Here is a 16,222-nt window from a genome sequence, read left to right on the forward strand (position 1 = left end):
TGTGTTTTTTATATCTATTATAGGTTATTTACAAAGTCTTTAAAAACTTTTTTATGTAGTTCTAAATCTAAATTTGGAGATAATGATGCACGTACAATATAATCTTTATCACCTTCTTTGGTGGTTCCTTGTGTAGAGGTTGCAGGAATAGTCCAATAACAACCTTTTAACTGTCCATAACTAACGCAAAATTTACTTTGATCAGGAATCTCAGTAATCATTAAATTAATTAATTTTAAGTTAAGTGCTCTTTTGTAAGTTTCTTTTTCTTCGTCTGTGTTTCCTTTTGTTGGAAGATCTAAAGAGAATACAGAAGGTGTAAAGCCTTGTGAGGCTAACTCTTCTGATACAAAATTGATTTTAGCATCAGGTAATGTCTCTTGTATAAATGTTACAAAATCGCGAGTGTTAGTATACGCATCAGCAATTCTTTGGTTCATAGACGGTAACTGTTTTGCTAAAATCTGATATTGTAAAGCGGTTGCTTCGTTATCACACAATAATAAATGTTGTTCTATTTTTTCGATTAAATCGAAAGTCTTAGAGTTACCAATACAATAACCAGCTGTACATTGTCCACCACTAGGAAACTTAGATCCACTAGCAAAAGATATAGTTCTAACCGAAGCTAATATTTTATCTTCTCCTAAAAACTGAACATTTGGGCAAAACGTTTGATCTAAAATAAAAACAGGATCAATAGCGTTTTGTCCGTTAGGTGTTTGACGCACTTTAGTTAAAGCAGCTTTTAATTGTATTAAATCCGGAACTTCAACTCTAGGATTTGTTGGTATTTCGGCAATTATTAATGGAACTGCATCTTGCGTTGCAATAGTGTTTAATACATTATCGATGCTTTGTACCATATCGTTATCACCATCTACTAGTAAATCAACAATGGATACATTGTCAATACATGCAGCAACACGACGTGCTTGGTCATTTGTTCCTCCATAACAATTGGGTGGTACAACTATTTTTATGTCTTTACCCTTGTGATTTTGTTTAGCATCATCAATTAATCCCATTAAAATAGCATATTGAATAGATAATCCACTTGATGCCACTAATGCTTTTGTGTTAGATCCTGTAACGGTTTTAATAGCATCTAATACAGCTGTTTTATTTTGCTGGTTGCTTTCGGGAGTATTGTAATTGGCTTGATTAGCTAAAGCTTGCAAAGCCAACAGAGTGTTTGATGGTGTCATCGCAACAGTTTCACGACGACGTACATGTTGGATATCAGAAATATAATGGTCGTTTTCTGATTCATTTATAATTAAAATACTTCCTAATGGTCCATGAAGATTAATATGAAAATCAACTGTATTAATTAAGTTTGTTGCTCTAATATGTTTGTCTTCAGCTATAAAAATAGTGCTTCCATCAAAATCAGAAATGTCGTTAATATTTTTTATCTGATTTAACTCAAAATTATAACCGTAAACACTTTTAATAATGTCATTATTAAACACTTCTGGTAATTGGCCAATATAATTAATTTGAGTGTTTTTATTATCTAAAAGGTTTTTTCTTAAAACCGCTAAGATTGGTACTGTTTGAGAGTCAAAGCTTATTACGTTTTGAGCACTAATGTTATTTAATTTAGCAATGGACCACTCTAAAACACAAGATAGAGGATGACCTAGGCGTATGTAATCATAGGCAGTTGGAAGATTATCTAAAGCTGAGGTTTCTGAATTATTGTCGTTGTAAAGCGTTTCAAAAAGTTCTAAAAACTGAACTTTTGCTAAAGCTTCGTTATAAATATCTAATCTGTGTGTTGTGGTACTTAGCCAACCTTCAGGTTTGTTATTTAATACGTCTTTTATATAATTTAATAAGTTATTGTTTGTCATGAAGTTTAAACTTTAATAAGTTTGTTTGTAGTGTTGCAAAATTAAGTCGATAATTTATACTTAAACTTACATTGTTTTAAAATATAAGTTAGCATTGCAAATTTAGTAATTTTAGTAGTTTACTGGATTAGTAAATGGTATTAAACCTTTGTTAATTATGGTTGATATACCTGTCCACGATGCGGTTTTAAGGCGTCCCGAATTGGTTTCATTTCGGTTTCATTTACTACCATATATGCAATACAATGCATATCATTTATAGTCTCGACACCTGTGATGTTTAATTGGGTATTTTTAATAGTTATGTATTCTTTAAGATGTATAACGTGGTGTTCTGCTATTTTTAAAGCGTCAGGTCCTCTAAAATCCCAAATTAGTTTAAGTTGTCTCATTATTATTTTTTAGTAGCAGTTTGTTTTTCGGCGAAAGCCTTAAAATCAATTAAATATTTTTTAGACTGTTTTTTAAATGCTTTAGGCATTAACAGCATCATTAATCGTGAACTAAATTTGGTAGGTACAAATTGATTTATACTAGACCATTTAGTAGTATTTTTATCTATAATCTCAAAATAATTCTCTTGAATATTATGCATGTTACTAGTGTCAAAATTAAAATTTAAAACACAATTTTCTTCTATTTTGGTTATAATTTCCTTGACACTCATTAGACGTTTCCCAAACGCATAATTAATTTTAATAGTTTCTCCAACCATACCAGGTTCGCCTGACAGATGCTCGTAACTTAATAAGCCATCTTGCCAATACTTCATGTTGTCGTGATTTTTAAGTAAGGCAAAACAATCTTCAACAGATTTGTTTATGATAATTTGTGTAGTGTATTTCATATTTTGGGATTATATATAAAAATATAAATTATTACTTTATTTACCCATTACAATCGCTAAGGGTATAAAGATTACCGATTAAGTACAATTTAGTTTTAATTTAAAGTTTTTAGCTAATTTTTGAGTTAAAATGTGAAATGCTAATTTTAGATTAAAATTAACAAATTGTTTACTTATTTATCATGCAATAAGTTGTTTATTGTATCACTGTCAAAAGTGCTTGTATTATAGTGTAATATTGCTATTTTTGCAGACATTGCTAATTAAACTAAGCTTTTTATGAAATTGAATATGTTACGCTTAACATTATTTGTTTTTTTTGTCTCCAATTTTATGGTTAAGGCGCAAAATAAGTCTGTATTGTTTACTGTTAATGATGTGCCAGTCTATGCTTCTGATTTTAAGCGTGTTTATAATAAAAACCTAGATTTAGTTAAGGACGATTCACAAAAAGACATTGATAATTATTTAGATTTATTTATAAAATATAAGCTAAAAATTGCCGAGGCTAGAGCTTTAGAGCTGGATAAAAAAACATCTTACATAAGAGAATTTGGTAACTATAAAAACCAATTAGCCAAAAATTATTTAAATGATAATAAAGTTACAGATCAATTAGTAGAAGAGGCTTATCAACGCTTATTGACAGAGATTGATGCCAATCATATTTTAGTTAGAATAGAAGAAAACGCTAGTCCACAAGATTCTCTTTCAGCCTATAAAGAAATACAAAAGCTTAGAGGTCGAGTTATAAATGAAGGTTTTGAGGCTATTAAGCAAGATGTACATAATGGACGTACTATTTTTGCTGAGCAGTTAGGCTATTTTACAGCTTTTAAAATGGTGTATCCCTTTGAAACTGCTGCATACAATACAGCTGTTGGACAATGGTCACAACCGTTTAGAACGCAGTTTGGTTTTCATGTTGTTTTTGTAAAAGACAAGAGGAAAAATAGAGGAGACCTTACTGTAGCACATATTATGCTTACAGATAAAGACGGACAGCAAACAGCACAACAACGTATTGACGAGATTTATAAACGTATCCAACAAGGAGAAGCTTTTGGTGCTTTAGCAAAACAATTTTCTGAAGATAAAAGCTCAAGTAGTAAAGGAGGACAACTTAATACGTTTTCGTCTGGACAATTAAGTTCTAAAGCTTTTGAAGAAGTTGCTTTTGGATTAAAAAATATAAACGATGTAAGCAAACCTTTTAAATCAGAATTTGGTTATCACATTGTTAAACTTATTGATAAAAAAGGAATTAAGTCTTTTGAAGAACTTGAGCCTGAATTAAAAAACAAAATTAAGCGCGACTCTAGGTCTAAAGTTATTAATGATAAACGTATAGAGGCACTATATGCTAAGTATAACGTATCCAAGACTCTGCCAAACCTTCAGCCAATTACTTCTATTTTAAATGATAATTATTTTAAAAGTACTTGGAATATTCCAAATAATTTTAAAAACGAAACAGTTTTAGTAAGCATTAAAGATAAGCCATTAACATACATGGATTTTGCTAAGTTTTTGGCAAAAAGCCAACGTCAACGTCAGCCTAAAATAGATCTAAATCAATTAGTAAAAAACAACTATAAAGTATTTTTAGAAAGTCACTTAAAAGCTTATCAAGAAGAAAACTTAGAAAATGAAAATGAGGAATACGCTCATATTTTAGGCGAATATAGAGATGGGTTATTACTATTTGACCTTATGGAAACACAAATTTGGAATGTTTCAAAACAAGATTCAGTTGGATTACAATCCTTTTACAATGCACATAAAGACAATTATTTTCATGACGTTAGATTAGATGCAATTGTAGCGTCTTCAGCAGAAAAAAGTATGATTAAAAAGACAGCAAAACTGTTAAGTAAAAATACTACTGTAGATCAAATTAAAGGGCAATTAAATTCTGATTCAAAAATTAACGTCAGTTTTATTACTGATACATTAAATGTAAATCATCAAGCTTTACCAAAAGGTTTAGATATTAAGACTGGAGTATCAAAGATATTTAAACATAATGATGCTTATAGTGTTGTTAAAATCATACGTGTATTACCAAAAACAGCAAAGACTTTTGAAGAGTCAAAAGGTAATGTTATTGCAGATTATCAAGCTAAAATTGAAAAAGAATGGTTAGAAAAATTAGCTAAAAAATACACAGTAAAAATTAATCAAGATACTTTAAAACAAGTCAAAGACGAACTTAAATAAATTTGAAAAAATCAATCTACATAGTGTTATTAGTTAGTGTTTTGTGGTCTTGTGACTACTTTAAACCAGTACAGGAAGATGAAGCAATTGCTAGAGTAGAGGATGCCTTTTTATATCATAAAGATTTAAAAAAGGTTTTGCCTGAAAATTTAAATGCAACTGATAGTACCATTTTTGCTAATAATTTTATTAACAGATGGGCAACACAACAATTGCTTGTTCAAAATGCACAAGTCAATTTATCAGATTCAAAATTAGAAAAATTTGATAGGTTAATTCAACAATATAAAAGTGATTTATATAGTAAAGCATATTTGGAGGCTTTAGTGTCTAAAAACCTAGACACAACAGTATCAAATCAAGAAGCAACAATATATTATGATATCAACAAAGATGCTTTTAAATTAAACGAAGACTTAATAAAGTTTAGATACATTAATTTGGATGCTAATAGATTGGACCTTGACGATGTCAAAACTAAATTTAAACGCTTCAATATTGAAGATAAGAAAGAATTAGATTCAATATCAATACAATTTAAAACGTATTCATTAAAAGATTCAGTTTGGATAAGAGTAGACCAAGTCATAAATAAAATTGCAGCAGTACAACCTGAAAATCGAAATGAATTGTTAAAAAAATCTAATTTTATACAACTCAAAGACTCATTAGGATTATATTTGATGCAAATAAATGATGTGTTGTTACGAAACGAAACAGCTCCATTAGAGTACGTAAGACCAACAATTAACCAAATCGTTATTAATAAACGAAAACTGGAATTGATTAAACAATTAGAAAAGGACATTACTAAAGATGCCATTAAAAACAAACAATTTGAAATTTACAATTAAATCTAAAACGTTAACAGCTTTTACGTTTTTATTATTAGCAAGTTTTACTGCTTCTGCTCAAGAAATTATTGAAGAGACAGCTCCAGAAAAAACTATAGATTCTACTTTAACAACAGGAGCAACTAAAGTTGATGGTGTTGCAGCAGTAGTTGGAGATTACATTGTTTTGGATAGTGATGTAGATAAAATGATCTTACAATTAAAAGCACAAGGCGCATCTTTACAAGGTGTAACACGTTGCCAGTTATTTGGTAAATTATTAGAAGATAAATTATATGCACACCATGCTATCCAAGATAGTATTGTAATTAGTGATGCAGAGATAAGATCATACGTTGACCAACAAGTTGAGCAGTTTTTACAGCAAACTAATGGTAATATGGATGAATTATTAAAATTTTACAACAAAGAAGACGAAGCTAGTTTCAGAGAAGAAATGTTTGAAATTAACAAGAGTAACAAGTTAGCTTCAGAAATGAAGAAAAAAATTATTGATGAAGTAGAAGTCACTCCAGAAGAAGTAAGACAGTTTTTTAATGACATACCAAAAGAAGAAAGACCAAGATTTGGAACAGAACTTAAAGTAGCACAAATTGTAATTGAGCCTAAAGTTAGCGAAACCGAAAAGCAACGTGTTATTGATAGATTAAAAGAATTTAAAAGAGAAGTTGAAGAAGACGGAAAAAGCTTTAGATCAAGAGCAGCCTTTTATTCTGATGATCCAGGATCAAAAAGATCAGGAGGAAAATTACCTCCAATGGTACGTTCTACACCAAGAATGGTAAAAGAATTTAGAGATGTTGCATTCTCATTACAAGAAGGTGAAATTTCAGAACCTTTTGCAACAGACTTTGGGTATCATATTATATACCTTGAAAAAATTAGAGGTCAAGAGTATGATGTAAGTCACATTTTATTAGTTCCAGAAATTTCTGATGATGAAGTGTTAGAAGCTAAAGAAAAGATTGAAAAAATTAAAACAGAAATTGCTAATGGTGATTACACTTTTGCCGAAGCAGCTTTAGAGTTTAGCGATGAAAAAGAAACTAAATTTCAAGGAGGTCAATTAATTAACCCTCAAACTCAGGATTATAATTTTGAATTAACAAAAATGGATCCTGAATTATATGGTCAATTACAAGATTTAGAAAACAATACAATAAGTGAAGTCTTGACTGATACAGACAGACAAGGTAACATTAAGTTTAAGTTAGTAACAGTTACAGATAGAATTGACGAGCATGATGCAGATTACGCACGTGATTATTTGAAAATTAAAGAACTAGCTTTAAACGAAAAACAATACGACGCTATTGGTAAGTGGCAAAACGAAAAAATTAACGATACTTATATTAAAATTAGCGAGTCTCACAGAGATTGTGATTTTTCAAGTAACTGGTTAAAAAACTAACAAAATTTATGTCAGACGTTGCAGCAGTAAAATCTCTAGTAACTAAATACAATTCATTAAGACAAGAAGTTGCCAAAGTAATAATTGGTCAAGACGATGTTGTAAATCAGATTTTAATTTCTATTTTTTCTGGTGGTCATGCGTTATTAATTGGTGTTCCTGGTTTAGCCAAAACACTAATGGTTAATACAATTTCTCAAGCTTTAGGATTGGATTTTAAGCGTATACAATTTACTCCAGATTTAATGCCAAGTGACATTTTAGGAAGCGAAATCCTTGACGAAAACAGACAATTTAAATTTATTAAAGGACCCATTTTTGCTAATATTATTTTAGCAGATGAGATTAACCGTACACCTCCAAAAACTCAAGCAGCTTTACTAGAAGCAATGCAAGAGAGTGCTGTTACAGTATCAGGTCATCATTATAAATTAGATTTACCTTATTTTGTATTAGCAACCCAAAACCCAATTGAGCAAGAAGGTACGTATCCACTTCCAGAAGCACAATTAGACCGTTTTATGTTTGCTATTAATTTAGATTATCCAACATTTCAGGAAGAAGTAGATGTTGTTAAAGCAACCACATCAGACCATAAACCTAAAGTTAATGCATTGTTTACTGCTAAAGAAATAACAGATTTTCAACAGTTAATTAGACGTATTCCTGTAGCAGATAATGTTATCGAGTATGCAGTTACAATGGTTGGTAAAACAAGACCACATAGTGATGCAGCTTCAGATTTAGTAAAACAATATGTAGATTGGGGAGCAGGACCAAGAGCGTCTCAAAATTTAATATTAGCAGCAAAAACTCATGCAGCAGTAAATGGTAAGTTTTCTCCAGATATAGAAAATGTCCAAGCTGTTGCAACAAGTATTTTGCGTCACAGAATGATTAAAAACTATAAAGCTGAAGCAGAAGGAATCACTATTGAGCAGATTATAAAAAGTTTATTTTAGTATGAAGCTTAAGCAATTATTAGTGCCTTTTATTATCTTACTAATAGGTATTGCATTAACAATCGTAGGTGCGTTATTTAAAATACAACATTGGCCAAACGGAAGTTTACTACTAACTTTAGGAACTTTTATAGAGTTTTGTGCTATTTTTTATGCTATCATTAAACTAGTAAAAATAGCAAGACAAAAATAATTAAATCTAATTTTTGAAATCAATAACAACTTACAAGCAAAGAGTATTTGGTTTAGACGTTGTTAGAGCAATCGCTATTTTACTGATACTTTGCTCACATTCTACTATTTTATTATTTCCAGAATCATCCTCAACAATTGTCAAAACCATTCAGTTTTTTGGTACAATAGGCGTAGACATATTTTTTGTGCTCAGTGGATTTTTAATTGGTACTATATTAATAAGACATATACAAAATCAACAAACTAGTCTTAAGCAATTTATTAGTTTTTGGATACGTCGTTGGCTTAGAACACTTCCAAACTATTATCTGGTTTTAATTGTTAATATTGGTTTATTGTATGTTTTTAATAGCGAAATACCTAAACAGCTTTATAAGTTCTTTTTCTTTCTTCAAAATTTTAGCTCACAGCAACCTGATTTTTTTACCGAATCTTGGAGCTTAACAATAGAAGAGTTTGCATATATTATTGGTCCCGTAATATTATTAGCCTTGGGCTTATTCTTTAAAAAACTTAATAAATGGAGTTTTTTAATAATGACTTGTTTAGTAATTGTGTGTATTACAATACACAGATTTATTTTTGATGTTCATTTAACCAAAATCCCAGAACATCTTTCATGGAGTAAGATTTTAAGAAAAGTAGTTATTTATAGAATTGATAGTATTTATTATGGTTTTTTAGGAGCTTTTTTTGCTTTTTATTTCACAAAATCTTGGAAACAACTAAAATGGTTAAGCTTTGGTTTTGGGGCTTTTTTATTTGTAATTATTCATTTAAATATATTTTCAAATCAATTAAATCCAGATCATTTCTCAACGTTTTTTAATATTTATTATTTACCCTTAGTATCTATAAGTATTTTGCTGACGTTTCCTGTGTTTTCAAATTGGAAAAAACATGTTTTATTAACACCTTTAATTACTAAAATAAGTTTGTGGTCTTATTCTATTTATTTAATTAATTATTCAATTGTTTTGTTAACTATAAGACAATTTATAGATGTCGATCAAGTCAGTCTAATTGCTAAATTTTCAATTTTAGTGTTGTATTGGATCTTAACATTTGCATTTTCTTATCTATTATTTACTTTTTTTGAATATCCATTGATAAAATTTAGAAACTCTATAAATAACAAGTATTTATATTAAATGTAATTTTTAGTTAATAAATTTTGATAATGATTTTTTTGTGGTATCAAAAATGTGGAATTAATAAAATTAAAGATATTATCTCATCAAATTTATCAATAATTCAATTTTATAATTAGCTTTCAAAATACCTCAAAATTTTCGTAATTTTGCTAGACTTGAATTGTATGTAATTTTCTAGTTTACCTATGATTTTAGTTCGGTTAAAATGTACACTTACAACATTTTTTTCAGTAATAAATTTAAAAGAATTCTATTTTAAACTATATGAACATTTATAAAGATTACCTTAAAGAGATTGAAGACAGAAAAGAATTAGGTCTTCATCCTAAGCCAATTGATGGTGCAGATTTATTAAGCGCAATTATTGAGCAAATTAAAGACACAGATAACGAATATAGAGAGCAGTCTCTAAACTTCTTTATTTATAACGTTTTACCAGGTACCACAAGTGCTGCAGTTGTTAAAGCTAAGTTTTTAAAAGAGATTATTTTAGGTGAATCTATTGTTCCAGAAATTTCAACCGAGTTTGCTTTTGAGCAATTATCACACATGAAAGGTGGACCATCTGTTAAGGTATTATTAGATTTAGCTTTAGGTGAAGACAAGTCAATAGCTTTACAGGCAGCTAAAGTGTTAAAAACACAAGTTTTTCTTTACGAAGCTGATACAGACCGTTTAGAAGAAGCACTTAATAATGGTAGTGAAATAGCTAAAGATATTATCGAAAGCTATGCTCAAGCCGAGTTTTTTACAAAACTACCAGAAGTTGAAGAAAAAATAGAAGTTGTAACTTATGTTGCAGGTGTTGGTGATATTTCAACAGATTTATTATCTCCTGGTGGTGATGCACACTCTAGGTCAGATCGTGAGTTACATGGTCAATGTATGTTTGAGCATAACAAAGACATGCAAAACGAATTATTAGCATTAAAAGAAGCACATCCAGACAAGCGTGTAATGCTAATTGCAGAAAAAGGAACAATGGGAGTTGGTTCTTCCAGAATGTCAGGTGTAAATAACGTAGCGCTATGGACAGGTATTTCTTCAAGTCCTTACGTTCCATTTATTAACATTGCACCAGTAATTGCAGGTACTAATGGTATTGCTCCAATTTTCTTAACAACAGTTGGTGTAACTGGAGGTATAGGTTTAGACCTTAAAAATTGGGTACAACAAAAAGATGCAGATGGTAAAACTATCGTAGATGAAGATGGAGAACCTATCTTAAAAGAAGTTTACTCTGTAGCTACAGGTACTGTATTAACTATAAACACAAAAGAGAAAAAATTATATAACGGAGACCAAGAACTTAAAGATATATCGGCAGCATTTACACCACAAAAAATGGAGTTTATGAAAGCTGGAGGATCTTACGCTGTAGTCTTTGGTAAAAAATTACAAACATTTGCTTGTAAAGTTTTAGGTATTGAGGTACCTCAAGTATACGCAGCTTCAAAAGAAGTATCAATAGAAGGTCAAGGTTTAACAGCTGTAGAGAAAATTTTTAATAAAAATGCAGTTGGTACATCAGGAGCTACTTTACATGCAGGTTCTTACGTTCGTGCAGAAGTAAATATTGTTGGTTCTCAGGATACTACAGGATTAATGACTTCTCAAGAACTAGAGATGATGGCAGCTACAGTTATCTCTCCGATTGTAGATGGTGCTTACCAATCTGGTTGTCATACAGCTTCAGTTTGGGATGATAAATCTAAAGCTAATATACCAAGGTTAATGAGCTTCATGAACGATTTCGGTTTAATTACTGGTCGTGATCCAAAAGGGAAGTATTTCCCTATGACAGATGTTATTCATAAAGTACTTAACGATATTACTGTTGGAGATTGGGACATCATTATTGGGGGAGATTCTCACACACGTATGTCTAAAGGTGTTGCTTTTGGAGCAGATTCAGGTACTGTAGCCTTAGCATTAGCAACAGGTGAGGCGTCAATGCCTATTCCAGAATCGGTTAAAGTTACCTTTAAAGGACAAATGAAATCTTATATGGATTTCCGTGATGTAGTACACGCAACACAACAACAAATGTTAAAGCAATTTGGAGGTGAAAACGTATTCCAAGGTCGTGTAATCGAAGTACATATTGGTACTTTAACTGCAGATGAAGCGTTTACATTTACAGATTGGACTGCCGAAATGAAAGCTAAAGCATCTATCTGTATTTCAGAAGACGATACTTTAATCGAGTCATTAGAAATTGCAAAAGGTCGTATCCAAATCATGATTGATAAAGGTATGGACAATGCTAAACAAGTACTTAAAGGTCTTGTAGATAAAGCAGAAACTAGAATTACTGAGCTTAAAACAGGTATTAAACCATCGTTAAGACCAGACGCAAATGCTGTATATCATGCAGAAGTTATTATTGATTTAGATGAAATCGCTGAGCCAATGATTGCGGATCCAGACGTAAACAATGATGACGTATCAAAGCGTTACACTCACGATAATATCAGACCATTATCATACTATGGTGGAACTAAAAAAGTAGATTTAGGTTTCGTAGGATCATGTATGGTTCATAAAGGAGACATGAAAATTTTAGCTCAAATGCTTAAAAATGTCGAAGCCCAACATGGTAAAGTAGAATTTAAAGCACCTTTAGTAGTTGCACCTCCAACATATAATATTGTAGACGAACTTAAAGAAGAAGGTGATTGGGATGTTTTAGTAAAATACTCGGGATTCGAGTTTGACGATAGCGCACCAAAAGGATTAGCACGTACTAAATACGAAAACATGTTGTATTTAGAGCGTCCAGGATGTAACCTTTGTATGGGTAATCAAGAAAAAGCAGAACCAGGAGATACAGTAATGGCAACCTCTACACGTTTATTCCAAGGAAGAGTTGTAAAAGATTCAGGAGAGAAAAAAGGTGAGTCATTATTATCATCTACACCAGTTGTGGTCCTATCAACAATCTTAGGTAGAACACCAACTATGGAAGAATATGAAGCAGCAGTAGATGGTATTGTTTTAACCAAATTCAAACCTTCAACAAAGCAATTAGTAAGATAATCTACAAGATATTTTACAATATTTTAAAAGTCCGAGTTTAAAAAACTCGGACTTTTTTGTATTAAAAAATCTTTCTTTATTATTAAAATTTGGGCGTTACCACAAGGGTCGGGCTTTTCGTTCCCAATCTTTTTTTAACTAGATTTATTTTAAGCAATTGTTTTATTATTAATCTAACTAAAACTTTACTAAGCATCATAAGTGTTAAAAAAAGGATTTCCACTGCAATCCCTAACGCGATACAAATCAAATAGTTAATATTTTGGTATTACTCAAAACACGTTAAAACACTTTCATAGTCATACTATAATTTGTATATTAGGATACTAATAATCACAACTAAATAAACAAAAAAAAAGAACTTATGGCATTTGATATTGATATGATAAAAAAGGTGTACAGCCAAATTGCAGAACGTGTAGATAAAGCACGAGACGTTGTTGGAAAACCTTTAACACTTTCTGAGAAAATTTTATATTCTCACCTTTGGGATGGTAAAACAGACAAAGCTTTTACAAGAGGTAAAGATTATGTAGATTTTGCTCCAGACCGTATTGCATGTCAAGATGCAACCGCACAAATGGCATTATTGCAATTTATGCAAGCAGGAAAAGATAATGTTGCTGTACCAACTACTGTACATTGCGATCACTTAATCCAAGCTAAAGAAGGTGCAACAAAAGATCTAAAACACGCAAATAGTGTAAGTAGTGAAGTTTTTGATTTTCTAGAATCAGTATCTAATAAATACGGAATTGGATTCTGGAAACCAGGAGCAGGTATTATTCACCAAGTAGTATTAGAAAATTACGCTTTTCCAGGAGGAATGATGATTGGTACAGATTCTCATACAGTTAATGCAGGAGGATTAGGTATGGTTGCTATCGGAGTTGGAGGTGCAGATGCTGTAGATGTTATGGCAGGAATGGCTTGGGAACTTAAATTTCCAAAATTAATTGGTGTTAGATTAACAGGTAAATTATCTGGATGGACAGCGCCTAAAGATGTTATATTAAAAGTAGCAGGAATTGTATCTGCCAAAGGTGGTACAGGTGCAATTGTTGAATATTTTGGCGAAGGTGCTAAAGCTATGTCATGTACAGGTAAAGGTACTATTTGTAACATGGGAGCAGAAATTGGTGCAACGACATCAACTTTTGGTTATGATGAGTCTATGGAGCGTTATTTACGTGCCACAGACAGAGCAGATGTTGCAGATGCTGCAAATCAAGTGAAAGAGTATTTAACTGCAGATGATGAAGTATATGCTAATCCAGAACAGTATTTTGATCAAGTTATAGATATTAACTTATCAGAGTTAGGGCCATTATTAAATGGACCTTTTACTCCAGATTTATCAACTCCAGTTGGTGATAAAATGACTGAGATTGCAACTACTAATGAGTGGCCTTTACAAGTAGAATGGGGACTTATTGGATCGTGTACTAACTCGTCTTACGAAGATTTATCACGTGCGTCATCAATAGCGCAACAAGCAATAGATAAAGGTATAAAAATGAAAGCTGATTTAGGTATTAATCCTGGATCTGAACAAGTTAGATATACAGCAGACAGAGACGGTATTTTAGGGATTTTCGAAAAATTAGATGCTAAAATATTTACAAATGCTTGCGGACCATGTATTGGGCAATGGGCAAGATATAGCGATCCAAAAAATGCACCTAAAAATAGTATTGTACACTCTTTTAACCGAAACTTTGCTAAGCGTGCAGATGGTAACCCTAATACACATGCTTTTGTTGCTTCTCCCGAAATAACTGCTGCTATTGCAATTTCTGGACGTTTAGATTTTAACCCACTAACAGATAAGTTAATTAACGAAGATGGACAGGAAGTTATGTTTGATGAGCCTACAGGATGGGAGTTACCACCTAAAGGTTTTGAAGTTAAGGATAATGGGTATTTAGCTCCTGATCCAGATGGAAGTGGAGTAGTAGTAAAAGTGGCTTCAGATTCAGAAAGACTTCAATTATTGACACCTTTTACTCCAATTGGTAATGATATTTCAGGTGCCAAATTATTAATTAAAGCATTTGGTAAATGTACTACGGATCACATTAGTATGGCTGGTCCTTGGTTACGTTTTAGAGGGCATTTAGATAATATTTCTAATAATTGCTTAATTGGTGCAGTAAATGCATTTGGTATGAAAACCAATTTTGTAAAAAATCAATTAACTGGTGAGTTTGCAGGTGTACCTGATACAGCTAGAGCATATAAAGCAGCTGGAGTTAAATCTATAGTTGTTGGAGATCATAATTACGGAGAAGGTTCTTCTCGTGAGCACGCAGCAATGGAACCAAGACATTTAGGTGTTGTAGCTGTAATTGTTAAATCTTTTGCTCGTATCCACGAAACTAATCTTAAAAAACAAGGAATGTTAGGTCTAACATTTGCAAATGAAGCAGATTATGACCTAATTCAAGAGGATGACACATTTAATTTCTTAGATTTAAATGAATTTGCACCAAATAAACCACTAACAATTGAGGTGGTTCATGCAAATGGAAATAAGAATAATATTATCGTAAATCATACATACAATGAAGCGCAAATCGCCTGGTATAACGAGGGAAGTGCTCTTAATTTAATTAAGAAAGAAAACAATGCATAATACTTGGTAAAAAGTGTTAATTATTAAAACTCCTGAATCTTTCAGGAGTTTTTTTTGATATTTATGTAAGGTTTTAAATTAAGTGTCGACTTTTTAATAAAAATTGTTCAATTAATTAAAACCAAAAATTATGATTAGAAAAATGTATTTAGCTGTAATGGCTTTAGGAGTATTAAGTGTATCTTGTAGTGACGACGATGACGCTCCTGTAAACCCAGTTTCAAATCTAACTATTGACATTCCAAATCTTGAAGCTTTAGGAGATGATTATGTTTACGAAGGATGGATTATTGTAGATGGTAATCCAGTATCAACAGGAACATTTAGTGATGTAACTTTTCCTAAATCTTTTCCTGTACTAGAGTCTCAATTACAAAGTGCAACAACCTTTGTGTTATCCATTGAGCCATCTGTAGATTCTGATCCAGCTCCTGCAGATACAAAAATTTTAGCAGGTGATTTTTCTGGAGATTCAGCAGTAGTCAATTCAAATTTAGTAGCAGATTTCTCTACAGTTGCTGGTAAATTTATATTAGCAACTCCAACAGACATGGATGACACTAATGAAGCTAGTGGTGTTTGGTTTTTAGATAACGAAGCAGCACCAGCAGTAGCAGGTTTAGAGTTACCTGTACTTTCTGACGGTTGGGTTTATGAAGGTTGGGCTGTAATAGATGGTACACCAATTAGTACAGGTACTTTTACAGATCCATCAATGGCAGATAGTAATGCAGCAACATCACCTTATAAAGGAGATGCAGGAAATGGACCTGGTTATCCAGGAGAAGATTATTTACAAAATGCTCCAGATGGATTTACGTTCCCTACGGATTTAAGAGGACAAACTATAGTTTTATCTGTAGAGCCTAGTCCTGATAATAGTCCATCACCTTTTACATTAAAACCTTTGTTACATACTATAGCTATTGATGCAGAAACACACAGCACTATAACAATGGGAGCAGGACCTACACAATCATTAACAGGAACTGTTAATAGATAAAACAAATAGTTTTTATTACTTTTAAGCACCTAATGTATTAGGT

General features: G+C 31.6%; 12 protein-coding genes. 9 read left to right on the plus strand and 3 right to left on the minus strand.

Annotated features, from left to right (window positions below; translation table 11 throughout):
- Positions 1-17: 17 nt before the first annotated feature.
- From JAO71_RS08090 to JAO71_RS08100, 3 genes are all read right to left on the minus strand, one after another.
- Positions 18-1,859, minus strand: a complete 1,842-nt coding sequence (locus JAO71_RS08090; protein WP_203000131.1) for a PLP-dependent aminotransferase family protein — start codon at positions 1,857-1,859, stop codon at positions 18-20.
- Positions 1,860-2,014: 155 nt separating this feature from the next.
- Positions 2,015-2,251 carry a hypothetical protein gene (locus JAO71_RS08095; RefSeq protein ID WP_054852765.1) on the minus strand — a complete coding sequence of 79 codons (237 nt, stop codon included), beginning with the start codon at positions 2,249-2,251 and terminating at the stop codon, positions 2,015-2,017.
- Positions 2,252-2,253: 2 nt separating this feature from the next.
- Positions 2,254-2,706: an SRPBCC family protein gene (locus tag JAO71_RS08100; RefSeq protein ID WP_203000133.1), complete on the minus strand. Its 453-nt coding sequence runs from the start codon at positions 2,704-2,706 to the stop codon at positions 2,254-2,256.
- 279 nt (positions 2,707-2,985) lie between these two features.
- On the opposite strand from JAO71_RS08100, the gene JAO71_RS08105 reads away from it, so the two are divergent.
- The 9 genes from JAO71_RS08105 (at position 2,986) to JAO71_RS08145 (ending at position 16,179) form a co-directional block, all read left to right on the plus strand.
- Complete coding sequence (locus tag JAO71_RS08105; protein WP_203000135.1) at positions 2,986-4,926, plus strand: peptidylprolyl isomerase; 1,941 nt, start codon at positions 2,986-2,988, stop codon at positions 4,924-4,926.
- Positions 4,927-4,928: 2 nt separating this feature from the next.
- A complete protein-coding gene (locus tag JAO71_RS08110; RefSeq protein ID WP_203000137.1) occupies positions 4,929-5,780 on the plus strand; it encodes a peptidyl-prolyl cis-trans isomerase in 852 nt (283 codons plus the stop codon).
- Complete coding sequence (locus JAO71_RS08115; RefSeq protein WP_028289904.1) at positions 5,743-7,191, plus strand: peptidylprolyl isomerase; 1,449 nt, start codon at positions 5,743-5,745, stop codon at positions 7,189-7,191. Before JAO71_RS08110 ends, JAO71_RS08115 begins: the two co-directional genes overlap by 38 nt.
- Positions 7,192-7,199: 8 nt before the next feature.
- Entirely contained in the window at positions 7,200-8,153 is a 954-nt protein-coding gene (locus tag JAO71_RS08120; protein WP_203000139.1) for an AAA family ATPase, read from the plus strand.
- Between the two features lies 1 nt (position 8,154).
- A complete protein-coding gene (locus tag JAO71_RS08125; RefSeq protein WP_028289902.1) occupies positions 8,155-8,346 on the plus strand; it encodes a GldL-related protein in 192 nt (63 codons plus the stop codon).
- A 13-nt stretch (positions 8,347-8,359) separates the two neighbouring features.
- Positions 8,360-9,499, plus strand: a complete 1,140-nt coding sequence (locus tag JAO71_RS08130; RefSeq protein ID WP_203000141.1) for an acyltransferase family protein — start codon at positions 8,360-8,362, stop codon at positions 9,497-9,499.
- Between the two features lie 267 nt (positions 9,500-9,766).
- Positions 9,767-12,541, plus strand: coding sequence for a bifunctional aconitate hydratase 2/2-methylisocitrate dehydratase (locus tag JAO71_RS08135; protein WP_203000143.1), 2,775 nt, complete (start codon positions 9,767-9,769; stop codon positions 12,539-12,541).
- 364 nt (positions 12,542-12,905) lie between these two features.
- A complete protein-coding gene (locus tag JAO71_RS08140; protein ID WP_203000145.1) occupies positions 12,906-15,176 on the plus strand; it encodes an aconitate hydratase in 2,271 nt (756 codons plus the stop codon).
- A 130-nt stretch (positions 15,177-15,306) separates the two neighbouring features.
- Positions 15,307-16,179, plus strand: coding sequence for an anti-sigma factor (locus JAO71_RS08145; protein ID WP_203000147.1), 873 nt, complete (start codon positions 15,307-15,309; stop codon positions 16,177-16,179).
- Positions 16,180-16,222: the final 43 nt, after the last annotated feature.

The organism is Olleya sediminilitoris, from assembly GCF_016785945.1.
GTDB lineage: Bacteria > Bacteroidota > Bacteroidia > Flavobacteriales > Flavobacteriaceae > Olleya > Olleya sediminilitoris.